This window comes from Curtobacterium flaccumfaciens, assembly GCF_051548005.1.
Lineage (GTDB): Bacteria > Actinomycetota > Actinomycetes > Actinomycetales > Microbacteriaceae > Curtobacterium.
This window is the reverse complement of record NZ_JBPUGH010000033.1, coordinates 1-24,995: the sequence shown is the minus strand read 5'-3', so window position 1 is coordinate 24,995 and position 24,995 is coordinate 1. Positions and strand designations below refer to the sequence as shown.

28 protein-coding genes and 1 pseudogene are annotated in these 24,995 nt (G+C 73.6%); 16 read left to right on the top strand and 13 right to left on the bottom strand.

Features of this window, described 5'->3' with window-relative positions; all coding sequences use genetic code 11:
- Positions 1-207: 207 nt before the first annotated feature.
- Complete coding sequence (locus tag ACSW7Y_RS06380; protein ID WP_438125483.1) at positions 208-984, bottom strand: endonuclease/exonuclease/phosphatase family protein; 777 nt, start codon at positions 982-984, stop codon at positions 208-210.
- 217 nt (positions 985-1,201) lie between these two features.
- Positions 1,202-2,620: an MFS transporter gene (locus ACSW7Y_RS06375; RefSeq protein ID WP_438125482.1), complete on the bottom strand. Its 1,419-nt coding sequence runs from the start codon at positions 2,618-2,620 to the stop codon at positions 1,202-1,204.
- Between the two features lie 185 nt (positions 2,621-2,805).
- Between ACSW7Y_RS06375 and ACSW7Y_RS06370 the strand changes: the two genes are divergently transcribed.
- The 5 genes from ACSW7Y_RS06370 to ACSW7Y_RS06350 are packed head-to-tail and all read left to right on the top strand — an operon-like array spanning position 2,806 to position 8,078.
- Complete coding sequence (locus tag ACSW7Y_RS06370; protein ID WP_438125481.1) at positions 2,806-3,942, top strand: alanine racemase; 1,137 nt, start codon at positions 2,806-2,808, stop codon at positions 3,940-3,942.
- Positions 3,939-4,775, top strand: coding sequence for an IclR family transcriptional regulator (locus ACSW7Y_RS06365; RefSeq protein WP_438125480.1), 837 nt, complete (start codon positions 3,939-3,941; stop codon positions 4,773-4,775). Before ACSW7Y_RS06370 ends, ACSW7Y_RS06365 begins: the two co-directional genes overlap by 4 nt.
- Entirely contained in the window at positions 4,772-5,749 is a 978-nt protein-coding gene (locus tag ACSW7Y_RS06360; RefSeq protein ID WP_438125479.1) for a sugar kinase, read from the top strand. The genes ACSW7Y_RS06365 and ACSW7Y_RS06360 overlap by 4 nt, the downstream gene beginning before the upstream one ends.
- A gap of 29 nt (positions 5,750-5,778) precedes the next feature.
- Entirely contained in the window at positions 5,779-6,474 is a 696-nt protein-coding gene (locus ACSW7Y_RS06355; protein ID WP_438125478.1) for a bifunctional 4-hydroxy-2-oxoglutarate aldolase/2-dehydro-3-deoxy-phosphogluconate aldolase, read from the top strand.
- The gene (locus tag ACSW7Y_RS06350) at positions 6,471-8,078 is read left to right on the top strand and encodes an N-acyl-D-amino-acid deacylase family protein (protein ID WP_438125477.1); all 1,608 of its coding nucleotides are present in this window, start codon (positions 6,471-6,473) and stop codon (positions 8,076-8,078) included. Before ACSW7Y_RS06355 ends, ACSW7Y_RS06350 begins: the two co-directional genes overlap by 4 nt.
- A 78-nt stretch (positions 8,079-8,156) precedes the next feature.
- On the opposite strand, the gene ACSW7Y_RS06345 is transcribed toward ACSW7Y_RS06350, so the two are convergent.
- Positions 8,157-8,540 (bottom strand): RidA family protein, encoded by a 384-nt coding sequence (locus tag ACSW7Y_RS06345; protein ID WP_438125476.1) that lies wholly within the window; start codon positions 8,538-8,540, stop codon positions 8,157-8,159.
- Between the two features lie 148 nt (positions 8,541-8,688).
- On the opposite strand from ACSW7Y_RS06345, the gene ACSW7Y_RS06340 reads away from it, so the two are divergent.
- Complete coding sequence (locus ACSW7Y_RS06340; RefSeq protein ID WP_438125475.1) at positions 8,689-9,945, top strand: hypothetical protein; 1,257 nt, start codon at positions 8,689-8,691, stop codon at positions 9,943-9,945.
- 129 nt (positions 9,946-10,074) lie between these two features.
- On the opposite strand, the gene ACSW7Y_RS06335 is transcribed toward ACSW7Y_RS06340, so the two are convergent.
- The 3 genes from ACSW7Y_RS06335 to ACSW7Y_RS06325 form a co-directional block, all read right to left on the bottom strand.
- Positions 10,075-10,566 (bottom strand): pyridoxamine 5'-phosphate oxidase family protein, encoded by a 492-nt coding sequence (locus tag ACSW7Y_RS06335; protein ID WP_438125474.1) that lies wholly within the window; start codon positions 10,564-10,566, stop codon positions 10,075-10,077.
- 277 nt (positions 10,567-10,843) lie between these two features.
- A complete protein-coding gene (locus tag ACSW7Y_RS06330) occupies positions 10,844-11,470 on the bottom strand; it encodes a hypothetical protein (protein ID WP_438125473.1) in 627 nt (208 codons plus the stop codon).
- A 159-nt stretch (positions 11,471-11,629) separates the two neighbouring features.
- Positions 11,630-12,739, bottom strand: coding sequence for an LLM class flavin-dependent oxidoreductase (locus ACSW7Y_RS06325; RefSeq protein WP_438125472.1), 1,110 nt, complete (start codon positions 12,737-12,739; stop codon positions 11,630-11,632).
- A 102-nt stretch (positions 12,740-12,841) separates the two neighbouring features.
- Between ACSW7Y_RS06325 and ACSW7Y_RS06320 the strand changes: the two genes are divergently transcribed.
- Positions 12,842-13,750, top strand: coding sequence for an SDR family oxidoreductase (locus ACSW7Y_RS06320; RefSeq protein WP_438125471.1), 909 nt, complete (start codon positions 12,842-12,844; stop codon positions 13,748-13,750).
- 171 nt (positions 13,751-13,921) lie between these two features.
- Here ACSW7Y_RS06320 and ACSW7Y_RS06315 read toward each other — a convergent pair whose 3' ends face one another.
- The 3 genes from ACSW7Y_RS06315 to ACSW7Y_RS06305 form a co-directional block, all read right to left on the bottom strand.
- On the bottom strand, positions 13,922-14,599 hold the full coding sequence (locus ACSW7Y_RS06315) for an SGNH/GDSL hydrolase family protein (protein ID WP_438125470.1): 678 nt from the start codon (positions 14,597-14,599) through the stop codon (positions 13,922-13,924).
- A gap of 8 nt (positions 14,600-14,607) precedes the next feature.
- Positions 14,608-15,345: an SGNH/GDSL hydrolase family protein gene (locus ACSW7Y_RS06310; RefSeq protein WP_438125469.1), complete on the bottom strand. Its 738-nt coding sequence runs from the start codon at positions 15,343-15,345 to the stop codon at positions 14,608-14,610.
- A 97-nt stretch (positions 15,346-15,442) separates the two neighbouring features.
- Positions 15,443-16,231 (bottom strand): NRDE family protein, encoded by a 789-nt coding sequence (locus ACSW7Y_RS06305; RefSeq protein WP_438125468.1) that lies wholly within the window; start codon positions 16,229-16,231, stop codon positions 15,443-15,445.
- On the opposite strand from ACSW7Y_RS06305, the gene ACSW7Y_RS06300 reads away from it, so the two are divergent.
- The 8 genes from ACSW7Y_RS06300 to ACSW7Y_RS06265 all read left to right on the top strand — a co-directional run bounded on the left by ACSW7Y_RS06300 (position 16,230) and on the right by ACSW7Y_RS06265 (position 22,973).
- Positions 16,230-17,606, top strand: a complete 1,377-nt coding sequence (locus ACSW7Y_RS06300) for a bifunctional phosphopantothenoylcysteine decarboxylase/phosphopantothenate synthase (protein WP_438125467.1) — start codon at positions 16,230-16,232, stop codon at positions 17,604-17,606. The two genes, ACSW7Y_RS06305 and ACSW7Y_RS06300, sit on opposite strands and share 2 nt — an antisense overlap.
- Positions 17,607-17,658: 52 nt before the next feature.
- Positions 17,659-18,051 (top strand): DoxX family protein, encoded by a 393-nt coding sequence (locus tag ACSW7Y_RS06295; RefSeq protein WP_438125466.1) that lies wholly within the window; start codon positions 17,659-17,661, stop codon positions 18,049-18,051.
- Entirely contained in the window at positions 18,048-18,839 is a 792-nt protein-coding gene (locus tag ACSW7Y_RS06290) for a DUF2071 domain-containing protein (protein WP_438125465.1), read from the top strand. The genes ACSW7Y_RS06295 and ACSW7Y_RS06290 overlap by 4 nt, the downstream gene beginning before the upstream one ends.
- Positions 18,836-19,291, top strand: a complete 456-nt coding sequence (locus ACSW7Y_RS06285) for a DUF1810 domain-containing protein (protein WP_438125464.1) — start codon at positions 18,836-18,838, stop codon at positions 19,289-19,291. The genes ACSW7Y_RS06290 and ACSW7Y_RS06285 overlap by 4 nt, the downstream gene beginning before the upstream one ends.
- Before the next feature lie 81 nt (positions 19,292-19,372).
- The gene (locus ACSW7Y_RS06280; protein WP_438125463.1) at positions 19,373-20,023 is read left to right on the top strand and encodes a GntR family transcriptional regulator; all 651 of its coding nucleotides are present in this window, start codon (positions 19,373-19,375) and stop codon (positions 20,021-20,023) included.
- A 98-nt stretch (positions 20,024-20,121) separates the two neighbouring features.
- Positions 20,122-20,577, top strand: a complete 456-nt coding sequence (locus ACSW7Y_RS06275; RefSeq protein WP_438125462.1) for a MarR family winged helix-turn-helix transcriptional regulator — start codon at positions 20,122-20,124, stop codon at positions 20,575-20,577.
- 279 nt (positions 20,578-20,856) lie between these two features.
- Positions 20,857-21,732 (top strand): phospholipase, encoded by an 876-nt coding sequence (locus ACSW7Y_RS06270; protein WP_438125461.1) that lies wholly within the window; start codon positions 20,857-20,859, stop codon positions 21,730-21,732.
- A gap of 95 nt (positions 21,733-21,827) precedes the next feature.
- Positions 21,828-22,973 (top strand): low temperature requirement protein A, encoded by a 1,146-nt coding sequence (locus ACSW7Y_RS06265; protein ID WP_438125460.1) that lies wholly within the window; start codon positions 21,828-21,830, stop codon positions 22,971-22,973.
- Positions 22,974-22,985: 12 nt separating this feature from the next.
- On the opposite strand, the gene ACSW7Y_RS06260 is transcribed toward ACSW7Y_RS06265, so the two are convergent.
- Genes ACSW7Y_RS06260 through ACSW7Y_RS06245 form a run of 4 tightly spaced genes read right to left on the bottom strand, consistent with a single transcriptional unit; the run spans position 22,986 to position 24,716 of the window.
- On the bottom strand, positions 22,986-23,294 hold the full coding sequence (locus ACSW7Y_RS06260; RefSeq protein WP_438125459.1) for a hypothetical protein: 309 nt from the start codon (positions 23,292-23,294) through the stop codon (positions 22,986-22,988).
- Positions 23,291-23,962 carry a hypothetical protein gene (locus ACSW7Y_RS06255; RefSeq protein WP_438125458.1) on the bottom strand — a complete coding sequence of 224 codons (672 nt, stop codon included), beginning with the start codon at positions 23,960-23,962 and terminating at the stop codon, positions 23,291-23,293. Before ACSW7Y_RS06255 ends, ACSW7Y_RS06260 begins: the two co-directional genes overlap by 4 nt.
- Positions 23,953-24,507, bottom strand: a complete 555-nt coding sequence (locus ACSW7Y_RS06250) for an RNA polymerase sigma factor (protein WP_438125457.1) — start codon at positions 24,505-24,507, stop codon at positions 23,953-23,955. The genes ACSW7Y_RS06255 and ACSW7Y_RS06250 overlap by 10 nt, the downstream gene beginning before the upstream one ends.
- Positions 24,508-24,563: 56 nt before the next feature.
- The gene (locus ACSW7Y_RS06245) at positions 24,564-24,716 is read right to left on the bottom strand and encodes a hypothetical protein (RefSeq protein WP_438125456.1); all 153 of its coding nucleotides are present in this window, start codon (positions 24,714-24,716) and stop codon (positions 24,564-24,566) included.
- Between the two features lie 118 nt (positions 24,717-24,834).
- Here ACSW7Y_RS06245 and ACSW7Y_RS06240 point away from each other — a divergent pair.
- Positions 24,835-24,995 (top strand): annotated as a pseudogene (locus ACSW7Y_RS06240) (MOSC domain-containing protein); the annotation flags it as partial.

The window sequence follows — 24,995 nt, the reverse complement described above, 5'->3', positions numbered from 1 at the left end:
GGCTGGCACCGCGCCTCCCGTCCGTCGCGCGGCCGTGTCGCACCCGCGTCGGTCGCAGGACGTGCCGCCCACCTTCCGGCGAGCCGACGAGTCGTGCGACCAGCGCGCGACGCTGACGGCAGGTCGTGCGACCAACGCGACACCCGTTCGGCGCGCTGGTCGCGCGCGCGCCGGTCGCGCGTGCGCCGGTCGCGCACAGGGGGTACGTCAGGCGGCGGGGGCGTCGATCGTGGGGTACCCCGCGGTGTCGCCCGGGTGCTCGTAGTGCGCCCGGACCAGGATCGGTCGGTGGTCGGAGACGCCGGCGGGCAGGGTCTCGACCCCGGCGATGTGCAGGCCGACGCTCGTCGCGAAGTCGAAGTGCCCCGTGAACTTCCGGTAGCGGAGGTACGTCGGCTGGTCCGAGAGCGACAGCGCGAAGCCGTGCTGCTCGATCTTCCGCCGCAGGTTCGTCTGGAACCAGGGGTAGTTGAAGTCACCGACCATGATCGCCGGCGCCTCGCTCGAGAGATCGCGGACGAACTGGTGCGCGGCCTCGATCTGCTTGCGGCGCAGGGAGTTCGTGGCGGTCAGCGGCGACGCGTGGAAGGAGGCCACGATGACCTCGGCGTCCGCCTCACGGTCGCGCAGGTGCATGGCGATGAGCCGCTCGTGGGCCGGGGCGAGGACGCGGTCGTGCAGGGACTTCTGCAGCGAGTGGATGCTGAAGTCCTGCAGGTCGAAGCGGTCGTCACGCTTGTAGATCGCGAGGCCGAGGCGGTTCGCCTTCGTCGACGCCGCGAGCGAGAGCCCGCCGACGGTCGGCGCGAGGTCGTTGGAGTCGCACTCCTGCACGCACAGCACGTCCGCCTGGGAGGCCTCGGCCAGGGACGCGAGTTCGCCGTTCGCGGTGTGCTCTCGCAGGTTGTAGCTGACGACGCGGAGTGCGGTCGGCTGCACGTCGGCGTCGGGGTCGAGCGTCCCGTGCTGCTGTGGAGCGGCCATGCTGCCTTCCTGTTCCGGGTGGCGTCCTGTCCGGGGGTACCGGGTCACCCTGCCGGAGCGAAACTACTCGGCCTCAGCGGCAGGTTGCTGAGACTGTAGCGCGGGACGGGTTTCGTGCGTGTGACCGGGTCGCGAACGGACAGCGGCCGGGCCGGTCGCGGGGCGGCACGGTCGCGGGGCGGCACGATCGCGGGGCGGCACGGTCGCGGCCGCACGGTCAGGCGCGCACCCGCACCCGGCGGGCGGGTCGGACCGTCTCCCCCGCCGTCCGGCTCATGAGCACGCCCTCGACGCACGCGACGACGAGCAGCGCCGCGATCACCCAGAACGTCACGACGTACGGCCCCGACCCGTCGAGGCCGGCCGCGGCGCGGATGACCACGGCGGCGACCGCGACGCCGAACCCCGCCGCGGTCTGCTGCAGCGTCGAGGAGAGCGTGTTCGCCGGGGTCATGTCCGCCTGCTCCACGTCGGCGAACGCGATCGTGTTGTACGCGGTGAAGCCGACCGACCGTGCGGCTCCGCTCACCACGAGCAGCACCGCCAGGAGCCAGAACGGGGTGTCCGGGGTCATGAACGCCATCGCGACGACGCTGAGCGCGGCGACGGCGGACGACACGACGATGACCGGCCGGTACCCGAACCACCGGAGGAACGGCGTGGTCATGGGCTTGATGCCGAGGTTGCCGACGAAGACCCACAGCACCGCCGATCCGGCGAGCACCGCGCTCCACCCCCAGGCGTCCTGGAAGAGCAGCGGCAGCACGAACGGCACGGCCGAGACGGCCAGGCGGAAGAGGCTGCCGCCGGCGTGCGACACGCGGAAGGTCTCGAGCCGGAACGACTCGAGCCCCATGATCGGGTGCGGCGCCCGTCGGAAGTGCCGGATCGCGAGCCAGCAGCAGACCGCTCCGACGACCCCGGAGACGACGACCGCGACGACCGGGACGGCGTCGAGCGCGAGCAACGAGGCCATCACGACGAGCGCCCCGAGCCCGAAGCACGCGAGCAGGGACCCGAGCCAGTCGAACGGCACCCGCTCGGGCGCCCGCTCCTGGGGGACGAGCACGAGCGCGGCGACGAAGGCGACGACCCCGAGCGGGATGTTGATGAGGAAGATCCAGTGCCACGACAGGGTGTCGACGAGCACCCCGCCGACGAACGGCGCGATGATCGGGGCCGCGAGTGCCGGCCAGGTCAGGATCGCGATCGCCGTGACGAGCTGGTCGCGTCCGGCACTCCGGAGCACGACGAGTCGGCCGACCGGCACCATCATCGCGCCGCCGAGGCCCTGCAGGATGCGCCAGAGCGTCAGGTCGACGAGCCCCGTCGACGCGGCGCACAGCGCGGACGCGACGGTGAAGAGCGCGATCGCCGCGGCGAACACCGTCCGGGACCCGACGCGGTCGGTGATCCACCCGCTCACCGGGATGAACACGGCGAGGGTCACGAGGTACGCCGTGATGGCGACACCGACCGCCGCCGAATCGACCCCGAGGTCGCGGCCCATCGCGGGCGCCGCGGTCGCGAGGATCGTGCCGTCGAGCAGCTCCATGAAGAAGGTGCCGGCCACGAGCACGGCCACCGCCGTGCTGCGGGTCCGCCGAGGGGCGGGCGTCGATGTCGTCGTCGTCATGTCGAACGAAATGCTATGCCTGCTCGGGTTCTCGACCGCCCCTCGCGTCAGACGTTCTGCGCTGCACAATGGAGCGGGCGGCATCGTTGTCCGGACCGCGCCGGACGGACGAACGTGGCAGCAGTGCGGCACCGCAGCACCGCAGGAGCCGCACGCACCCGCTCCGTACTCGACGAGGAGGCCCGATGACCACGCACGTGCTCGACGACGTCCTGCTGCCGGCGATGACGCTCCGCGAGTCCGCCCTCGCGTCGAACGCCGCCGTGATGCAGGCCTACGTCGACCGCCACGGGTTGCTCTTCGCGCCGCACATGAAGACCCACATGGCACCCGCGCTCGCCCGACGGCAACTCGACCTCGGCGCGTGGGGCGTGACCGTCGCCTCGGTCCAGCAGGCGGTCGTCGCCTGGCGGCACGGCATCCACCAGATCCTCATCGCGAACGAGGTGCTCGACCCGGCCGGCCTCACGTGGATCGCGGGTCGTCGCGCCGAGGACGCGGACGCCGACGTCCTCTTCCAGGTCGACTCCCCCGCCGGCGTCCAGGCCGCGGCCGCGCACGGCCCGCTCCCGGTGCTCGTCGAGGTCGGGTTCCCGGGTGGTCGGACGGGCGTCCGGTCGCCCGAGGACGGGATCGCCCTCGCCCGGACCGCGCACGACGCCGGGCTGGAGCTCCGCGGGGTCACCGGCTACGAGGGCGGGTTACCCGGCCCCGACGAGGCTCGCGAGTACGTGAGCGGGGTGCTCGCGGCCACCGAAGCGGTCCGCCAGCTCGTCGCGATGCCCCGGACGCTGCTGAGCATGGGCGGGAGCGCCTGGTTCGACGCCGTCGTCGAGGCCGTCGAGGCCCGGCCCGGCGACGTCGACGTCCTGCTGCGCTCGGGAGCGTCGCTGACGCACGACGACGGCTTCTACGCCGAGCGGACGCCCTTCGGTCGCCACCCCGAGGAAGGGCGGCTCGAGGCCGCCATCCGGGTGTGGGGTCGGGTCACCTCGACCCCGGAACCCGGCCTGGTCCTCGTGGCCGTCGGCAAGCGGGACATCAGCTTCGACGAGGGCCTGCCGGTCGTGCGCGAGGTCCGGCCTGGAGGCACGGCTGACGCCCGCCCCGTCGCTCCCGCTCCGGGGTCGGTCACCGTCACCCGCCTGGACGACCAGCACTGCTACCTGCGGAGCACCGCCGAGGCGCCCGCCCTCGCCCCGGGAGACGTCGTGGTGTTCGGCATCTCCCACCCCTGCACGGTGTTCGACAAGTGGCGCCGGGTCCTCGTGCTCGCCGACGACGACACCGTGCTCGACACGATCGAGACGGAGTTCCGGTGACCACCCCGCCCGACATCCCCGCCCGCAACGCCGCGCTGTCGCTCCGACGCGGACTCCGGCTGCTCGACCACGTCGCCGAACGCACCCGGAACGGTGCGGTGTCGGTCAGCCTCGGCACCCTGGCCGCGGAACTCGGGACGTCGAAGTCGACCGTCCTCCGCCTGACGGCCCCGATGGTCGAGACCGACCTACTCCGCCGGACCGCCGATGCCGGGTTCACACTCGGGCTCGGGGCGCTGCTCCTCGGCCAGAGCTACCTCGAGGGCATCGACCTCCGGGCGGCCGCGGCGCCGTTCCTCCGCCGGACCGCCGAACGCACCGGGCTCACCTGCCACCTCGTCGTGCCGGACGGCACCGACATCGTCTACGTCGACAAGGTCGAGACGCGCGGGACGGTCCGGATGGGCTCACGCATCGGCAACCGCCTCCCGATGCGCAACACCGCCTCCGGCAAGGCGATCGTGGCGTTCGGGGAGCCGGACCTGCTCGCCCGGGTGCTCGCCGAACCGGTCCGCGCGATGACCGACCACACGATCACGGACGACGTGCGCTGGCGTCGCGAGGTCGACCGGACGCACCAGCGCGGCTACGGCATCGACGACCGCGAGAACGAGCCGGACATCCGGTGCGTGGCCGCGCCGGTGTTCGACCACGCGAACCAGGTCGTCGGGGCGATGAGCATCTCCGGACTCGCGTCCCGGTTCCCGGCGGCCGCGGTCCGCGACCTCGGGTCCGGGGTGGTCCGGACGGCACAGGAGATCTCGGTCGCGCTCGGGTCGTCCTCCGCACAGCTGGCCCTGAACCGGACCGCAGCGAACCGGAGCGCGTGGTGACCCGGCGGGTGGTCACCGTCGGCGAGACGATGCTCCTGCTCAGCGGCCGGTCGGTCGGAGCAGTCCCCGACCTGGACACCATGCACGTCGACACCGGCGGAGCCGAGAGCAACGTCGCGATCGGGCTCGTCCGGGCCGGGGTGCCGGCGACGTGGGTCGGCCGCGTCGGCACCGACCCGGCGGGCGACCGCGTCGTGGCGGATGTCCGCGGCGCAGGCGTGGACGTGGTGGCGGTCCCCGATCCCGACCGCTCGACCGGACTCATGATGAAGGAGCGGCTGGCTGACGGTCGGACCCGCGTGACCTACCACCGTCGGGGGTCCGCCGGCTCGGCGGTCGGACCCGAGGACGTGCCGGCCGGACTCGTCGAGCAGGCCGCGCTCGTGCACCTCAGCGGGATCTCCCTGGCGCTCTCCGACCGCTCCCGTTCGACCGTCGACGCGGTGCTCGACCGGGCCGAGGCCGCCGGGGTCCCGGTGTCCTTCGACGTGAACCACCGGCCGAAGCTCATCGATCCGGACACCGCGCGGCGGCACTACCGCGCGGTCGCCGAACGGTCGGCCGTGGTGTTCGCGAGCGACGACGAGGCCCGGCTCGTGCTCGGGCGCGAGGAACAGCGGGACGACGAGGACGACGTCGCCCGCGGTCTCGCGGAACTGGCCCACGGCACCGCGGTGGTGAAGCTCGGCTCGCGCGGCGCCGTGGCCTCGGTCGACGGTGTCCTGCACCGTCGTGCGGCGACACCCGTGCGGGTGGTCGACCCGGTCGGCGCCGGGGACGCCTTCGTCGCCGGGTGGCTCGCCGCGGTCCTCACCGGTGCCGCTCCCGCCGTGGCGCTCGACCGTGCGGCGGACGCCGGCGCGCTCGCCTGCACCGTGGCGGGCGACTGGCGGCTGCCCGACCCCGACGCGGTGGTCGCCGTGACGGACGCGTCGGAGGTCGACCACGCCGTGCACGACCGGGTCGACCGCTGATGGTCGCCCCACGACAGGAGACTCCCCCGATGACGGACACCACCGCACCGACCACTGCAGCAGACGGCACGGCAGGACCGGCCACTGCTGTACCGACCACCGCGACCCGGCACCGCCACGAGGCCGGACCCGCGATCGCCATCCTGCGCGGCGGCACCGGCGAGCACGTCGAGGACGTCATCCGGGTGCTCGTCGACTCCGGGGTCCGGGCGATCGAACTCACCACGAACACCCCGCGCTGGCAGGACGGCATCGCGTGGGCGGTCGACCGCTACGGCACGTCCGCCGCGGTCGGTGTCGGCACCGTCCTCGAACCCCGGCAGCTCGACGAGGCCGCCGCGCTCGGAGCGACCTTCGCGGTCAGCCCGCACACCGACCCCGCGATCGGCGAGCGCGCCCACGAGCGGGGGCTCGGCTGGTACCCGGGTGCGGCCACGCCGACGGAGATCGTCACGGCATGGCGTCACGGAGCGCGCGCGGTCAAGGTCTTCCCGGCCGCGCAGCTCGGCGGACCGGCGTTCCTCAAGCAGGTGCTCGCGCCGCTCGACTTCGTCGACGTGATCCCCACCGGTGGCATCGGCGTGGACGACGCGGCGGACTACCTCGCGGCGGGTGCGGTCGCGGTCGGCCTCGGTTCGCCGCTCGTCGGGGACGCCCTGCGGGACGGGGACCTCGAGGGCCTCCGCACGCGCGCGGAACGGCTCGTCGCGGCGCTCAGCCGATGACGACGCCGACGCAGCCGGTGCTCCTCGCCGGCGGGTCGATCGTCGGGGACGACGCCCGGTTCCACCGCCGGGACGTCCTCGTCGCGGACGGCCGCGTGACCGCAGTCGGCGAACAGCTCCGTGTCCCCGCCGAACCGGCGGTGATCGACTGCACCGACCGGATCGTCATGCCCGGTTTCGTCGACGCGCACTCGCACGCCGGGTCGCTCGTGTTCGACGAGGGCGTGCAGCTCGCACTCCTGCGTCAGGGTGTCACGACGATCGTCACGGGCCAGGACGGCGTCGGACCGGCACCCGGCGACGGCTCGTACGCCGCCCGGTACTTCGCGGCGATCGACGGCCCGCACCCGACGTACCGCGGCGGCGGGATCGCCGGACTGCTCGCGACGTACGACGGCACGACACCACTGAACGTCGCGACGCTCGTGCCCGCCGGCACCGTCCGGCACGAGGTGATGGGCGACGACGAGGGGCCGGCCGACGACGCCCAGCTCGACACCATGCGCGCGCTCGTGCGACAGGGCATGGCGGACGGGGCGGTCGGCCTCGCGACCGGGCTCGACTACGTGCCGGGGCTGCACGCGTCGACGGCGGAGATCGCTGCCCTCGCCGCCGAGTCGGCTGCTGCCCGGGGCCCGTACGTGACGCACATGCGCGGCGGGTACGAGTCGAACGTGGCCGCGGGCATCGACGAGATCGTCCGCATCTCCCGTGCGAGCGGCGCGTCCGCGCACGTCTCGCACCTCCACGCGCCCGTGCGGCTCGCCCTCGACGAACTCGCACGGGCGGTCGCCCAGGGCGTGCCGCTGTCGTTCGACGCCTACCCGTACTCGCGCGGGTGCACGATCCTGTCGATGCTGCTCCTGCCGGCGGACCTCGCCCGCCCGGGTACGGACGACCTCGCGGCGGCGCTGGCGGTCGACGGTGGTCGTGCTCGGGTCCGCGGTGCCGTGCTCGACCGGGTGCTCGGACGCGCGGACCTCGGGACGGACTGGGCGGAGCAGATCACGCTGTCGCACGTCCCGGCGGCGGAGTTCCACGCGCTGCAGGGCCGGACCCTCGCGGACGCGGCGGAGGCCACGGGCACCGACCCGGTCGACCTCGCGCTCGACGTGCTCGTCGACTCCGAGCTCCAGGTGACCGTCGTGATGCGGGTCCCCCGCCCGCGGACGTCGACGGAGCTGGCGGAGCTCTACCGGTTCGGCGGTCACACCGGCGGCTCGGACGGCATCTTCGTCGGGACGCACCCGCACCCTCGGGCGTACGGCACGTTCGCGCGCTACCTCGGCGAGTACGCACGGACCGGGCTGCTCTCGTGGTGGGAGGTCCAGGAGCACCTGTCGACGCTGCCTGCGGACCGCTTCCAGCTCGGCCACCGCGGTGCCGTCGCCCCGGGCTGGACCGCGGACCTCGTGGTCGTGGACCCCGAGCGGGTGGGCGCCCGGTCGACGTACGCCGAGCCGATGCTGCTGGCCGAGGGCATCGACGACGTCCTCGTCGCCGGCGTGCCCGTGCTCCGCGACGGCGCGCTCACCGGGGCGACGTCCGGGGCCGGTCTCCGCCGCACCCCGTTCCGCCACCCGGCCCGGACGACGGCGTCCTGACCGGGACCACCCGGCAGGGACGACCCTGCCGACCCGGCAGGTGGTGCGCAGTGCACCACGTGCCGGGTGAGGACCCGCTCAGGCGGAGGGCAGGACCGCGACGACGTCGATCTCGACGAGGATGCCCGCGAGGTGCGACTGCACCGTCGTGCGGACCGGGTACGGCTGCGAGAAGTGCTTCGCGTACTCCTCGTTGAACGCCGCGAAGTCACGGTCGGAGTGCTCGAGGTGCACGGTCGACTTCACGACGTCGTCGAGCGTGGCCCCGTGCTCGGCGAGGACCGCCGCGATGTTCGCCAACACCTGTGCGGTCTGCCCGGCCACGTCGTCGGCCATCGCCCCCGTGGCGGGGTCCTGCGGGCCGAAGCCGGCGGTGTAGAGGAAGCCGTTCGCGACGATGCCCTGGCTGTAGGGTCCGGCGGGCTTCGGCGCGTTGTCGGTGACGACGGCGGTCTTCGGCATGGTGCTCCTGTCGGTCGGGTCGTTCCGTCCACCGTAGGCGGGTGCGCAGTGCGCGGACCGGCCACCGGACGGCCGCTTTCCGTCCTGCACAACGTGGGGCGGGCCTCCCGGCTGGGTCTCCCAGGGAACGGACGACTACCCTCGACCCGTGCCGCCCGAATCGACGCTCTCCGGATCGCTCGCGACCGGCCGACGGCGGTTCACCGACCTGGCGACCAGCCTGCCGGCCTGGTCCGCCGTGCTCCTGGTGTGGTTCGGCGGACGCGTCGTGTCGACGTTCTGGCTGGCGCTCGCGTACCCCCTGATCGGCCGTGCGCTCCCGGCCAACGCGATCTGGGGCAACGACCACGGCTTCCTGACCTTCCTGACGGCGTGGGACGGGCAGTACTACCAGCAGATCTCGCTGCACGGCTACCCGATGACGCTGCCGACGGACGCAGCGGGGCACGTGACGCAGAACGCGTGGGCGTTCCTGCCGGCCTTCCCGTTCGCCATCCGCATGCTCACGGCGTCCACCGGCATCACCTTCGAGGTCGGAGCGCCGCTGATCGCCCTCGGTGCCGGACTCGTCGCCGCGTTCCTGCTGTACCGGCTCGTCAGCGACCACGCCGGGCACCGCGCGGGCATGTGGGCGGTGTTCTTCTTCACGTGCGGTCCGCTGTCGTTCCTGCTGCAGGTCGGGTACGCGGAGAGCACGTTCCTCGCGCTGACGTTCGGCGCCCTCCTCGCCCTCGAGCGTCGTCGCTACGGGCTCCTGACCCTGCTCGGCGTCGTCGCGGCGTTCACGCGTCCCGGTGCCCTCGCGATCCCCCTCGTGCTCGGCGTGGTCGTGCTCGTCCGCTGGGTCCGTGCCGGTCGCGCGGACCGCGCCCCCGCCACGGCCGACCGCACCCTCGACGGGTTCCCGGTGCGGGAGCGCCTCGCGGCCGTCGCGTCCGGGCTCGTGATGGCCGTCGCCGGGGTCTCCTGGCCGCTCATCGCGTCGCACGTGACCGGGACGCCGAACGCCTACCTCGAGACCGAGATGTCGTGGTGGGTCAACTTCATCGGTCGGGTCGACTTCGCGCCGATGACGCCGTGGTTCCTCATCGCGCTCCGGTGGCTCGGCGTCGGCGGGGTGTTCATCGTCGTGTTCCTGCTCGTGGCGTACCCCGTCTGGCTGCTGCGCCGGTCGACCCGGAAGCTCGGGCAGACGACCGTGCTGTACTCGGCCGCGTACGCGCTGTACATCTTCGCGGTGTCGCTCCCGATGGCGTCGACGCCCCGTCTGCTCATGCCGCTGGCGCCGCTGTTCGGCTCGCCGGAGCTCGTCGCGAAGCCCTGGATGCGGTGGACCTTCGTGACCTGCGCGCTCCTCGGGCAGCCCGTGCTCGTGGCAGTGCTGTGGCTCCTCGGCCCCCCGTGACCCGCTGACGCGGCGCCTGGCTCCGGCCCGCCCGGTGTCGCTGTGGAACGACGAAGCCGCTGTCGTGCGACAGCGGCTCCGTCGTTCCACAGCAGCCGCCCGGACACCGGGCCGCGCGGCCTCGACCCGCTAGAGCTCGACCGTCCCGTGGTCGCCCGTGTCCGGCTGGCTCTGCTTGCCGAGCGCGGCCTTGAGGGTCTGCACCAGGCTCCCCACGGGGCCGGTGTCCTGGGTCCAGTACTCGACCGAGTCCCCCTCGACCGTGAGGAGCCGGATCGACGGGTCCTTCCGGCCCTCGGGGAACCAGGCCTCGGCGAACGGTGACCACAGCTCGTCGATGACGGTCTCGTCCCGGGTCACGGTGGCGGTACCGGCGATGGACAGGTACCCGCCCTGCGACTCGATCGCGACGTTCACGTGCGGGTTGCGGGCGATGTCCTCGACCTTTTCGCTGCCGTCCTGCACGAGGAACCGGAGCGTCCCGTTGAACGCCTTGTCCTGCACTGCGAGCGGCCGCGCGTGCAGCGCTCCGTCGGCGCTGACCGTGGTGAGGAGCGCCGTGCGGGCTCCGTGGACGATGTCCGAGATGGCTGCTCGCTGGTCGGCCTGGGTGTCGGTCATGGTTGGTCCTCCTCGTCGTGCGCCCCGTTGTGCCCGACGTGCGGCCGGGTCTCCCCGGGGCGCGTTCCGTTCGCACCAGTGTGCTCCGGGACGCTGGGACGCGTCTGCCTGGAGGCACGGTGCGGGTCCGCAGCGCCCGGCGATCGGTCACCTCGGCTCGCGCGGTCGGCCGTCCCGGCTCGCGCGGTCGGCCACCCCGGCGCACGTGGTCGCGGCGCGCCAGCTCACGCGGTCGGCCACCCCGGCTCACGCGGTCGCGGCGCGCCGACGCCGCGACTCAGACTGCGGGCTCGCGGATGGTGGTCTCGACGTCGACGACCTGCGGGATCCGCGGCATGGACGCGAAGCCGAACGCGACCGGCGGGTCCAGCGGGGCGATCGACCCGAGCGGAGCTCCCGCCCAGGTCCCCCGCACACCCGTCACGTCGTGCGCCCCGGTCACGCCGTAGTACTCGCGGCGGCCGTTCCCCGCCGTCCCCGCCGTCCCGGCCCCTGGTGCGAGGAGTCGGGCGACCGGGTCGATCACGGTGAGCCACCGCCAGTCCCGGGCGACCGGCTTCGGGACGATGCGGAGCACCCGGCCGAGCGGCGAGATCCCGCCCACGTCGATCGAGGCCTGCAGGGGTCCGGCGTCGAGCTCGAGGCCACGGGTGGTCCGGCGCGTCCGGACGTCGACGACCGAGACGGTGTCGAACCGGTAGGTGCCCGAGACGTACGCCGCGACGAGCTCGTCGGGCGCGAGGAGCACCGAGCTGCCGTCGGCCTGCTCGAGGAACACGTCCGTGAACGGCCCGAACGGCGACCGCTCCCACATCCCGACGACGATCCGGACGCCGGAGGTACTGCCGACGCCGAGGATCTTCCCGCGGAAGCGTCGTTCGGTGGGCTCGGGGTTCCGGGACATGCGCCGGACGCTACCCGCGCACGCCGAGAGCGGCGTGACGGGCGCGCGCCGTGCCTCCAGGCCGGACCGCGCGTGACGAACTCACGCGACCGGCCCGCACCGTGCGTCCGGGGCGGACCGGGCGTGACGAGGTCACGCGACCGGCCCGCACCGCCGTGCTCAGGGAACCGGCACCGGCTCCGCGAGGAGCTCCCGCACCCGGGGCGCGACCTGCGTGCCGTAGAGCTCGATCGACCGCATCATGTCGTCGTGCGGCAGGCGACCCGTCGCGTACCGCATGTCGAAGCGCGAGACGCCGAGGATCCGCATGTTCCGCGCGATCTTGCGCGCGACCGTCTCGGGCGAGCCGACGTACAGCGAGCCGCCGGCGGAGAGCCCGGCACGGTACCCGGCGACGTCGAGGGGCGGCCAGCCGCGCTCCCGGCCGAGCTGGTCGGTGACGGCCTTGTGGTACGGCCAGTAGCGCTCGGCGGCCTCTTCGTCGGTGGCGGCGACGAAACCGGGCGAGTGCATCGCGATCGGCTGCTGCGGCAGCTCGAGCTGGGTCAGCGCCTGGCGGTACAGGCGCGAGAACGGGGCGAACTGCGCGGGCTGGCCGCCGATGATCGCGAGGAACAGCGGCATGCCGTAGGAGGCGGCGCGGATGACGGACTGGGGCGACCCGCCGACGCCGATCCAGGTCGGGATGGGTCCGTGCTCGAGCTTCGGGAAGACGTCCTGGTCGACGAGCGAGGCGCGCTTCGTGCCGGACCAGGTGACCTTGTCGCCACCGCGGAGGGCGGCCCAGAGCTGCAGCTTCTCCTCGAAGAGGACCTCGTAGTCGCTCAGCTCGTACCCGAACAGCGGGAACGACTCGGTGAAGGACCCGCGACCGAGGATGACCTCGGCGCGCCCGTCCGAGATCGCGTCGACGGTGGCGAAGCGCTCGTAGACCCGGACCGGGTCGTCCGAGGACAGCACCGTGACGGCGGAGCCCAGACGGATCGACGAGGTCCGGGCGGCGATCGCGGCGAGGACGACCTCGGGCGCGCTCACGATGAAGTCCGCGCGGTGGTGCTCGCCGACACCGATGAAGTCGATGCCGATCTGGTCGGCGAGGACGGCCTGCTCGACGACGTCGCGGATGCTCTGAGCGTCGGACTTGACGGTGCCGTCCGCGAGTTCGGTGACGTCGCCGAACGTGTCGAGGCCGAGCTGCACCGGGCCGACGCGGTCGGGTGCGGGCGGCGGCACGTCCGAGGGGCGGTCGGTGCCGAATGCGTTGCTCATGGGTCCTCCTGCGACCTGCCAGTTCAATGCGTATGCATAAAAATAGCACGAGGCGACGCCGAGCGCAGCATGCGCCGAACCGGCCCGAGTACCGTCACGCCCATGCCGCAGATCCCCGACCAGACCGGCCGCCGCATCGTCGTCACCGGCGCGAACAGCGGAACGGGCAAGGAGACCGCGAAGCGCCTCGCCGCCGCCGGCGCGTCCGTGGTGCTCGCCGTCCGCACTCCGTCCAAGGGCGAGGACGCCGCCCGCGAGATCCGCGCGGCCCACCCCGCCGCCGACGTCGAGGTGCGCGAGCTCGACCTCGCCGACCTCGGGAGCGTCCGGCGGTTCGCCGTCGGCATCACCGCGGACGACCGCCCCCTCGACGTCCTCGTGAACAACGCCGGGGTGATGGCGCCGCCGAAGCGGTTCGAGACGGTCGACGGCTTCGAGCTCCAGTTCGGGACGAACTTCCTCGGCCCGTTCGCGCTGACGAACCTGCTGCTGCCGACACTGCTGCGCGCCGAGGCTCCGCGGGTCGCGACGATGTCGAGCCTCGCCGCGGTCTTCGGCAGCATCCGGTTCGCGGACCTGCAGTGGGAGCGCGGGTACAACGGCTGGCGGGCGTACGGCCAGTCGAAGCTCGCCGACCTGCTCCTCGCGCTGCACCTGCACCGGCTGACGGCCGAGCGCGACTGGGACCTGCAGAGCACCGCGGCCCACCCCGGCTACACCCGTACGAACCTGCAGTCCGCCGGACGGTCCCTCGGCCGCTCGAAGCCCGTGCGGTCGCATGACCGGGCGCTGCCCTTCACCCAGGGTGTCGAGCAGGGTTCGGAGCCGCTGCTCTACGCCGCCGTGGGTCCGCACGCCGCGGGCGGCGCGTACTACGGTCCGGCGGGCTTCGGCGGGCTGACCGGACCGACGACCCTGTCGACGATCCCCCGGTCGGCCAGGAGCACCGATCTCGCACGCTCCCTGTGGTCGGTCGCCGAGGACCTCACCGGCACGACCCCACCCGCCTGATCGGCTCGGCCGGTTCGGCCGGTTCGGCCGCTTCGGCCGGTGCGGCCGCTTCGGCCGGTTCGGCCCGCTCGTCCGGTCCGGCCCGCTCGTCCGGTCCGGCCCGCTCGTCCGGTCCGGCCCGCTCGTCCGGCCCGGCCGGCCTGGAGGCGCGGTGCGCTCCGCGTCGTCGGCTCACCACCGCAGGTGGTCGCGCTCCAGGGCAGCGGTCACCGAGGCGAGGAGTGCCCGCTGGCCACGGGCGGTGGGGTGCACGTCGTCGGACTGCATCCACGCCGGGTGCGCACGGAGCGGCTGCCCGAGGTCGAGCCAGGAACCGCCGACCGCGGCCACCGCGGTGTGCAGCGCCGCCGAGATCACGGCGAGCTGTGCGGGCGGGGCGTCCTGGTCCCACACGGCGCTGGCGCCGACGACCCGGGCCCGCGGCAGGAGCCGGTGCACCGCCTCGACGAGCTGCGCACTGGCACCGTCGAGCTCGTCGTCGTCCTGCCCGAGGTCGTTCGAGCTGGCCTGCAGCACGACCACGGCGGGGTGCAGCGCGGCGGCCTCCTCCGCGAGTTCCTCGTAGGTCGCCGAGCACTGGTCGTCCCCCTCGGCGAGCACCCCGGCACCGTCGCACCCGAGGTCGGTCAGCCGGAGGTGGTCGCGCGCGGCGAGCAGCTCCGGCCACGCCTGCGCAGGGCGGAGTCCGTGCCCGATCGTGATCGAGTCGCCGATGACGACCACGCGCGCCCCGGTCGGCACCGGTCCGAGCGGCAGCACCGCCGACACGTCCGACGAGCACCCGGTCAGCACACCGAAGACCGCCACGGCGACGGCGCCGACCAGGAGGGCTCGGGACGGCCGGCGCACGACGGCCCTCAGAACTGCACGTCGTCGCGCGTGAACGCCGCCGTCACCGCGGCCGCGATCGCCTGCTGACCCTGCACCGTCGGGTGCACGTCGTCGTGCTGCATCCAGTTCGCGTGCCCCCGCAACGGCTCACCGATGTCGACGTAGGTGCCGCCTTCGCGCTCGAGTGCCACGCGCATCGCCTTCGAGATCTTCGCGAGCTGCGCGGGCGGGGCGTCCTGGTTCCAGATCGCGCTGAGCCCGATCACCCGTGCGCGCGGCATACGCCGGTGCACGTCGTCGACGACCTGGTCGGTGGCGCTCCGGATCTCGGCGGTGTCGAGCCCGAGGTCGTTCGAGCTCGCCTGCAGCAGGACCACCTGCGGCCGGAGGTCCACCGCGCGCTTGACGAGCGTCGCGTACGCGCTCGCGCAGTCGTCGTCGTCCCCGAGCGCGGCCACCCCGGCACCGTCGCAGGAGAGGTTCGTGAGCGACCAGCCGTTCGTGTCCGCCATCAGCGCGGGCCAGGCCTCCGCGGTGGTCAGGCCGTGCCCGCCGGTGATCGAGTCGCCGATGGCCACCACGCGGACGTCGTCGGCCTGGTCCCAGGGGATCGCTGGGCCCGGCGTGGGTGTCGGGCGGGCGGTGGCGCTCGGCCGCGACTCCGCACCGACGGCGGCGGACGGCTGCTCGCTGCAGGCGCCGAGGGCGATCACGGCGAGCGCCGCGACACCGACGACGAGCACGCTCCGGATCCGGGTGGTCACGGAGCGCGAAGCTACGCCCGCACGACAAGACCCGCCCGTACGGGGCGCTGCGGGTGTGCTCAGGCGCGGGGACCGGCCAGGCGTGTCCGATCGGGGCTCAGGCGCGGTGCAGCTCGACCGAGCCGTCGAGGCGCCCGGGCTCGGTCAGGCGTGCGTGTTGCAGGACGGTCCGCTCCGGACCGACGGCCGCGGCGACGATGGACAGGGTCGTCATGTGTCCCTCGGCCTCGTGCGCGTCGCGGAGGATCGCGTCCGGGTGGTCCGTCGGCAGCTCGGCGGAGGCGGCGAGCACGCCGAACCAGCCGCTCCAGCCGTCGCCCGCGTCCTCGCCGGCGTCCGCGGTGCGGAGTTCGTCGAAGGGTCCGAGGACCGGGGGCGCGACCGGGGCGTCCGCCGTCCGGAAGGCCTCGAGCCACCGCCCGATGCGGGGCGCTGCGGGGTCGTCCGGCTCGCCGTGCGTGACCATGTGCACGCCGGGCGGGAGCACGGTCGTGCGGACCTCGGTGCCGTCCCACGTCACGACCTCGGCGCCCGCGGCCGTCGCCCGGACGAGGTTGAACGCCCGGGTGGTGGGCAGGGTGCCGTCGTGGCCGGGCAGGACGCCGGTGACCGCGTCGAGGGGCACGACGCCCCGGGTCGTCCACGTGCCGTCCTCGCTCGGGACCGGCTCGCCGCGGTTGAGCACGACCGCGAGCCCTGCCGCGTCGGAGGCGGCGAGCCAGGCCCCGCCTGCCGATCGGTCGCGGACGCCGCGGACGCCGGGGTCGCGGTCAGGCCACCAGGCCGCGGGCGGGTCCCACGGACGCTCGGGCGACTCGTCGCGGAGGGCGAGCACCGTGACCGGCCACTCGGAACCGGGCGCGACGCGGACGACGACGGTGCACATGGGTCCGATCCTCGCACGGGCGCCGGCCGGTAGCGTGACGGTCGTGAGCGCAGGAGCAGAGCACCCCCGCACGGTCGTCGTCGGCATCACCGGGGGCATCGCCGCGTACAAGGCCGTCGGGGTCGTCCGCGACCTCGTCAAGCGCGGCCACGAGGTCCACGTCGTCCCCACGGAGGGCGCCCTCCGGTTCGTCGGACTCCCGACCCTCGAGGCCCTCAGCCGCAACCCGGTGACGACGAGCGTCTGGGACGACGTCGCCGAGGTCCGTCACGTCGCGCTCGGCCGCCGCGCCGACCTCGTGGTCATCGCCCCGGCGACCGCGGACGCCCTCGCCCGGATGGCAGCCGGTCTCGCCGGCGACCTGCTCGGCACGACGCTCCTCGCGACGGAGGCGCCCGTCGTCGTGGCACCCGCGATGCACCCGCAGATGTGGGAGCACCCGGCCACCCGGGCGAACGTCGAGACCCTGCGGTCGCGGGGCGTCCGTTTCGTCGGGCCGGTCGTCGGCGCCCTGACCGGGGACGACGCCGGCATCGGCCGGATGTCCGAGCCCGAGGACATCGTCGAGGCCGCACTGGCGGTGCTCGACCAGACCAGCCACCCCGACCGGACCAGCCACACTGACCCGAACAGCCACCGCGGCCGGACCAGCCGCCCCGACCAGGCGGGCCGGTCCGCCGGGGCCGCACCGTCCCTCCCGGCCGGCGACCTCCGCGGGGTCCGCGTCCTCGTGACGGCGGGTGGCACCCGCGAACCCGTCGACCCCGTCCGGTTCGTCGGCAACCGGTCCAGCGGGCGGCAGGGCGTCGCGTTCGCGGCGGACGCCGCGGCGCGCGGGGCCACGGTCACCCTCGTCGCGGCGAACGTGGACGCCGGGCTCACCGCCGGTCTCGACGTCGAGGTGGTGCCCGTCGGGTCCGCGCTCGAGCTCGCCGACGCCGTCCGCGCGGCAGCCGTCGAGGCGGACGTGGTCGTGATGACGGCGGCGGTGGCGGACTACCGGCCCGCCGAGGTCCACGCGGAGAAGCTCAAGAAGGACGCGCAGGGCGAGACCCTCACGCTCGAGCTCGTCCGCAACCCCGACGTGCTCGCCGAGCTCGTGGCGAGCCGGCGGACGGGGCAGATCATCGTGGGGTTCGCCGCCGAGACGGAACCCGACCGCGCGGCGCGCATCGAGCTCGGACGGGCGAAGATCGCCCGGAAGCCGCCGGACCTCCTCGTCGTGAACCACGTCGGGTGGTCGTCGGGCTTCGAGCGCGAGGAGAACGCCATCGAGGTGCTCACCCCGGGCGGCGAGGTCGTCCGGGAGACCTCCGGGACGAAGGCCGAGGTGGCAGCGGCCGTCCTCGACCTGGTCGCCACCGCGCTGGCCTGACACTGACCCACCTCGCCGCCCGTTCCGAGGGAGCGACGAGCACGATGGAGCCATGCGACGACGTGAACGCACCAGACGCGCCAACCGCACCGCTGCCGCCCTCGCGGTCGTGCTCGGCGGCGCCGGTGTCACCCACTTCCTCCGTCCGCGCACGTACGACCGGATCGTCCCCGAGGCCCTGCCGCCACGCCTGACGACCCTGTTGTCCGGTGTCGCCGAGCTCGGCATCGCCGCGGGACTCGCGGTGCCCAGGACCCGTCGTGCCGCGGGATGGGCGGCCGGGGCCCTGTTCCTCGCGGTCTTCCCCGCCAACGTCAAGATGGCGCAGGACCTCCTCGACTCCCCGCGGTCCTCGCGGGCGATGCGCCTCGTGTCGGTGCTCCGGCTGCCGTTGCAGGCACCCCTGGTGTGGTGGGCGGCGCGCGTGGGCCGGCACGGCGGGTGAGCGAGGCACGTGCGGCGGTCCCGCTGCGTCACCGGCCGGTCACGGTGCACGCGTGGGAGGACCTGGTCTTCGCACACTGGCGGCACGACCCGGACGCCCTCGCGCGCATGCTCCCCCGCGGTGTCCGACCGGACGTCGTGGACGGCAGCTCCTGGGTCGGGCTCTCGGCGTACGTCTTCCGGGAGACGCAGGTGCCCCCGTTCCCGCCGTCCGGGCGGCTCGGTTCGATGACCGAGGTCACGATCGAGGTCCTCACGGTCGACGACCGCGGTCGACACGGCGTCGCCTACCGGACGGTCGACACCGACAACGTGCCGGCGATCGTCGCGGCGCACGCGCTGCTCGGTGTCCCGTACACCTTCGCGCACGCCGGCTCGCGACGACGCGGCGACACCGTCGCGCACCGTTCCGTACGGCGCCCGAACCGGGCCGTCCACCCCTTCCGTGCCGCGCGCGCGGCACGGCTGACGCCGACGAGCCAGCCGGGAGGCCCGTCCCGGCCCCGACACGCCGCCGCGGTCCGCGTCGTGGCCGGGCCCGTCACGACCGATCCGCTCGCGGTCGAGCTCACCACGCGCGCGGGCATCCACGCGCGGTACCTCGCGCAGACCGTCTTCTGGCAGCGCCAGCACCCGCCGCTGACGATCCGCTCCGCTCGCGTCGAGCAGCTCTCGGGCGACCTGCCGGCAGCCGTCGGACTGCCCGGACTCTTCGACCGGGCGCCCGACTCGGCGCTCGTCGTCGGCGCGACGACCGTCCGCTACGCGTGGGGGGAGGTGGTTCGGTGACCGATCGAGACCTCGTCCGGTTCGTCACCGCGCAGGAGGGCGTGCACGACACCGCGTTGGCCGAGCTCCGTGCCGGTCGCAAGCGATCGCACTGGATGTGGTTCGTGTTCCCGCAGCTCGCCGGGCTCGGCCGCAGTCCGACGGCGCAGCACTTCGCGATCACGGACGTCGACCAGGCGGCGCGGTACCTCGCCGATCCCGTGCTCGGGCCGCGGCTGCTCGAGGCCGTCGCGGTCCTCATCGACGCCCCGGCGGTGTCCGCCGAGGCGCTGCTCGGCGGCATCGACGCCGTGAAGGCACGGTCGTCCCTGACGCTCTTCGCCCGAGCCGCGGCCGACCCCGGACCCTTCCGCGCCGCGCTCGACCGCTGGTACGGCGGCGTGGAGGACCCTGTGACCCTCCGCCTCCTCGAGGACCTCGCCCAGGCACCCCGTCCGCGCTCGGACCGCTGACCGTATATCAGGTACGGTGAACCGTACGGCCGCACCCGGAGTGTCGGCCGCTCGACGAGCAGACCTCGAGGAGGGTCCCCGATGCCGGTCCCGACCAGCGCACCGACCGAGCACCAGCTGCTCCGCGACACCGTCCGCGCCAAGATCCACGACGCGATCATGGACGGGACGCTCGAGCCCGGTGAACGACTCAACGACGACGAACTCATCGCGTGGCTCGGCGTCTCACGCACGCCCATCCGCGAAGCCCTCAGCCAGCTCGCCCGCGCCGGCCTCATCGAGATGGCGCCCAACCGGTACACCCGGGTGACCACCCCGAACCCGGACGAGGTCGTCGAGGCACTGCAGACCCTCGGCGTGCTGTTCGGCGGGGTCGTCCGTCTCGCGGTCCCCCGGCTCGGGTCCGCCGCGCGGAAGAAGATCCTCGCCGCGCTCGACACGACGATCGCGGAGTTCGAGGCCCACGACGTCTCCGCTGTGAACCACGACGCCCTCGACGTGTTCGGTCTCTACGTCGCCGAGTGCGGGAACGCCGACCTCCAGCGGGTGTGCCGCGACACCACGGACGGGCTCGGGTTCCGCCTGCGCCTGCCGAACCTCGACGAGCTCGTGGACTGGGACCGGATGACGGAGGACTTCAAGCGACTCCGGGCCGCGACGGAGGCAGGCGACAACATCGCCGCCGAGCTCGCGACCGAGGCGATCCACCAGCTCCCCGGTGAGAAACGCTGACGTCCCTGTACGTACGGACAGGATCGTCCGTACCGGTGACTTCAGGGCGCCCGGTAGCATCTGGACGACCCCCTGAGAGCCGACCCCGGAGGCCAGACATGAGCGCTCGCGAGACCGACCGGACCGCCATCGCGGCCCGACTCGCGGCGGCGGTCGGACGCATCAACCGACGCGCCCGCACCGACTCCGCCTCGCTCGGGTACGGCATCGTGTCCGCGCTGGCCACGATCGAGCGTGAGGGCCCACTGCGCCCGGGCGATCTCTCCCGCCTCGAGGTGGTCACGAAGCCCACCATGACGCGGATCCTGACCGAGCTCGAGCAGCGCGGCTTCATCGAGCGCGAGGCCGATCCCCGCGACGGTCGCGCCTTCATGGTGAGCGCCACGCCTGCCGGTGTCGCGGCCGTCGAGGAAGCCCGCTCCCAGCGCACCGGGATCGTCGCGGAACTCATCCACGACCTGCCCGCCTCGGACGTCGACGCCATCGCGAACGCCCTCGACGCACTCGAGCGCATCGCGCAGGGCGAGCGCACCCAGGAACCTCCCACCTCCTGACCCCGATCCAGTCCGTTACCGAACCGTTACCAACGGGTGGACGGACGGTTCTGCCAGTGTTCCTGGACGCGCTGCCCAGCGTGACGCGTCATCGTGTCGGCTCCGCCTCGGCGCGACCCCCACGGTCGCCGGACGGCGGACGGACGGGCCCCACACCACCGTCCGGGCCTCACCCGACTCGCGGACCCCCGACGGTCACACCGTCCCCGGCACCCACGCCTCCCCCACCCCGGCGTGCCCGGAGCGGTCCGCACCCGAGTCGGCCGACCACCGGAACCGATGAAGCGACGCACCACCGAACTCCCCACGACCACGGCCTCCACCCGACGCGAGGCCCTCGACTCCCCCTCCCGCCGGGTCCGACGGGCGCTCCGCAACCGGACGACCGTCATCGCCGCCGGTGCCGCCGTCCTCGCGGTCGCCGGCAGCGGGGTCCTGGTCGGGACGCAGCCCGCGATCGGCGAGGCCCTCGGCGTCCCGACCGCGAGCCCGACGTCCGCTCCGGCGCTCGACGGCACCGCACTGGACCGCGCCCAGGCACAGGCGACGATCTCGAGCGCGCAGGTCGTGCTCGCCGACGCGAACCACAAGACCGACACCGCGACGCTCGAGCAGCGCGTCGACGCCCTCGACGACTACCGCATGCTCTCCGGCGCGGCGTTGACCAACCGGATCGCGTCCACCGTCGCCGCCACGCAGCAGGTCGCGGAGGCGAGCGCCGCGCAGGACAAGTCCGACGTCGACGCGAAGCGCGCCGCGGCCGAGCAGGCCGCTGCGGAGGAGGCCGCTGCGGAGAAGGCAGCCGCCGAGGCCGCCGAGCGGGCCCGGAAGCTCGCGGCGGGCAACACCGTCGCGGGTGCGAAGGCGACCGCCAGCTCGCTCGCGTCCTCGCAGTACGGCTGGGGATCCGACCAGTTCCAGTGCCTCGACAACCTCTGGACCAAGGAGTCCGGGTGGAACTACCGCGCCGTCAACAGCAACGGTGGCGCGACCGGCATCCCGCAGGCGCTCCCCGGCTCGAAGATGGCGACGATGGGATCGGACTGGCAGACCAACGCCACCACGCAGATCGAGTGGGGCCTCCAGTACATCGCGGACGCCTACGGCACGCCGTGCGCCGCATGGGGGCACTCGCAGGCGTCGAACTTCTACTGATCCTGCGCACCTGACGGCTGGGAGGCCCGTGGCGGGTCCGCCACAGGCCTCCCGTGTGTCCACTGGTCGCGACCGGAGTGCGGTAGGCATGCTCCGTGACCACCACCGGACTGCGCCGCATGGCGCCCCGCGACCCCGCCGAGCCGCACCGCGCCGCGAGCCCCCTCGAGCTGCTCTTCGACCTCGTCTTCGTCGTCGCCGTCGGGTTCGCCGCGGCGAACCTGCACGAGATCGAGACCGAGGGGCACGTCACCTCCGCGATCGTCTCCTACGCCTTCGTGTTCTTCGCGATCTGGTGGGCGTGGATCAACTTCACCTGGTTCGCCACGTCGTTCGACACGGACGACTGGCTCTACCGCGTCACGACGTTCGTGCAGATGGCCGGCGTGCTGGTCCTGGCCGCCGGGGTGCACGCCCTCATGGTCGAGGGCGACTTCTCCGTCGTCGTCGTCGGGTACGTCCTCATGCGGCTCGCCCTCGTCGCGCAGTGGCTCCGCGCCGCGGGGTCCTCGCCCGAGTACCGCCGCACGGCGCTCCGCTACGCCGTCGGCATCGTCGTCGTCCAGGTGCTCTGGGTGCTCGCCCTGGTCCTGCCCGAGGCCGCGCGTCCGTGGGTGGTGCCCGTGCTGATCCTGCTCGAGGTGCTCGTGCCCCCGTTCGCCGAGCAGGGGTCGCGGACCACACCCTGGCACACGCGGCACATCGCGGAGCGGTACTCGCTCTTCACGCTCATCGTCCTCGGCGAGGGGCTCGTCGCGTCCGCGAGCGCGGTCATCGACGGCATCGCCGACGCAGAGCACCTCGGGCCGCTGCTCGTGCTCGCCGCCACGGGCCTCGTGATCGTCGCCGGCATGTGGTGGATCTACTTCTCCCGAGAGCAGCACGCGCACATCCGGTCGCTCCCGACGGCCCTCGTGTTCGGGTACGGCCACTACGTCGTGTTCGCCGCGGCCGGCGCGCTCCCCGCCGGCATCGAGGTGGCGGTGAGCGCCGACGCCGGCGAGGCCGACCTCTCGCACGCGACGGTCGCCGCGACGGTCGCCGTCCCGGTGGCGCTCTTCGTCCTCGCGATCTGGGCGCTCGCGCTGCGCCCGTCGCTGTCGCGCGGGTGGAACGTCACGGTCGTCGTCCTCGCGCTGGCGATCGCGGCGTCGGTCGCCGTCCCGTCCGTGTCGCTCGTCGCCACGGCGGTCCTCGTCGCGGGGATCGTGTTGGTGCTCGAGGTGGCGGACCGGCGCTGACAGCCCGAGCGGTCAGCCGACGCGCGCCACCCGGACGTCCACGCGGCTGAGAGCAACACCGTGCTCGGTCGCGACGGCGAGCGCGGCGGCGTGCGCCTCGTGGGCGATCGTCGGTGCCGGGCGTGACCCGTCGGTCCCGATGACGACGCGGAGTACGTCGCCGTCGAGGACGACGCGACTCGGCGCCGTCCGGGAGGCGAGGTTCTTGACGACCGACACCGCGCTGCCGAGGGTCGGGCGGGCGCGGTAGAGGTCGGCGACGCCGGGGACGGACAGCACGGCCGTCTCGACCGCGGTCAGGGTGTCGTCCGTGGCGCTCATGCGTCCTCCTCGGCGATCGTGGCTCGGTGGCCGGCTGTGCCGTCGGCGGAGTCGGTGTCGTCGGTGTCGTCGGTCCGGGGCAGCAGGTCACGGACCACGACGTCGACTGAGTCCACGACGAGGTCGGTCTGGTCCGCGAGCACGGCGGCGACGGTCTCACGCACCTCGGACGCGACCGTGCGGATGGCGGCCCCGGAACGCACCGCGATCTCGACGACCACCCGGACCGGCGCGCCGAGCTCGGTGACGTCGCCCTGGAGCGTGCAGCGGGCGATGAGCGCGTCGGCGACCCCGTCCCCGGCACTCCGGACGAGGGACCGGATCGCGCCCTCGGTCATCACCGGCCGTTCGGTCGGAGCGGCGGGGCGGAGCGGGACGTCCCGGCCGGCGCGGGCCTCGAGCGAGATGTTCGCGAGCACCCCGCTCACCCAGGACTCGTCGGCCGGGGCCTCCTGCGCGGCGGCGGCCTCGAGGGACCCGAGGGACGTCTGCCGGAGCCGGACGAGGGCTGCGAGCGCGTTCTGGCAGGCCGGGGAGTCGTCGATGGACGGGTCGGCGGGTTGCATGCCTGCGTCGAGGTAGTCGGCCAACTCGTCGATCGAGTGGCCGTCGAGGTCGTCGGGTTCGAGGGACTCGAGCGGGACGTGCTCGGGGTCGGTCATCGCCATCCCTCCATGAGACGGATCATGTTCTTGCGGGCGCGGGAGAGCAGACCGCGGACGGTCGAGGCGGGGAGTTCGAGTTCCTCGGCGATCTGGTCGTACGAGTACTCGAGCACCTCCTTCATGAGCCAGCACCGTCGTTGCGGCTCGGGCAGTTCGCGGAGCGCTGCCTCGACGGCCTCCTCGCGTGAACGGGCCTCGGCCACGCGCTCCGGGGCGTCGTCGGACGGCGCCTCGACCTCGATCTCGGTGACGTCGTCGTGGAAGCGCCGTGCACGGATGCGGTCGATGCACTTCCGGCTGAGGATCCGCATGAGCCAGGACTTGACCCGGCTCGGGTCCTCGAGCCGGTCGAGCCGGTCCCAAGCGGTGATGAAGGTCTCCTGCACGACGTCGTCGAGCTCGTCGGTCGAGCCGAGGGTGCGCCGCGCGTAGGCCCGCAACAGCGGTGTGTACCGCCGGATGAGGACCTCGAACGCCCGGACGTCGCCGTCGGACGACCGGCCCGCGAGGACGGCGTCGTCGAGGTCGGTGAGGAGCTGGTGGGGCACGGGTTCCTTCTACCGGGGCCGGGTGGGGTCTTCCTGAGCACGAGCGGACGACCCGTTCACCGGGCTCCCGCGCGGAACGCGTGCGCCGAGGTCACGCGGAACGGTCCGACCGGCCGAGCGGCGAGGGCACGGACCCGTGCCTGCGCGAGCAGGTGCGTCCGCGCAGGGCGGTGGAGCGGGCCGGTGGGCGGCATCGGGGTCTCGGTCATGGTCGTTCCTCCTCGGGCCGTGGTGACGGCCTCCACCGGTGGGACGGAACGGAGCGGTCCTTCGTCACGCGCGGGTCCCGACTTCTCCGAGTGGGCTCCGGTGCGGCATGCTGGTGCCGTGCCCCTGGTGACCGCCGTCTGCCGCGTCGAGCGGCTCCTGCCCGACTCCGGCACGATCGGCGTCACCGCGATCGACAAGCGCCCGGTCGAGGGTCCGGTCCGCGTCCGCCCCCTCGGCCTGTTCGCCGACGTGCAGGCCGACCGCAAGCACCACGGCGG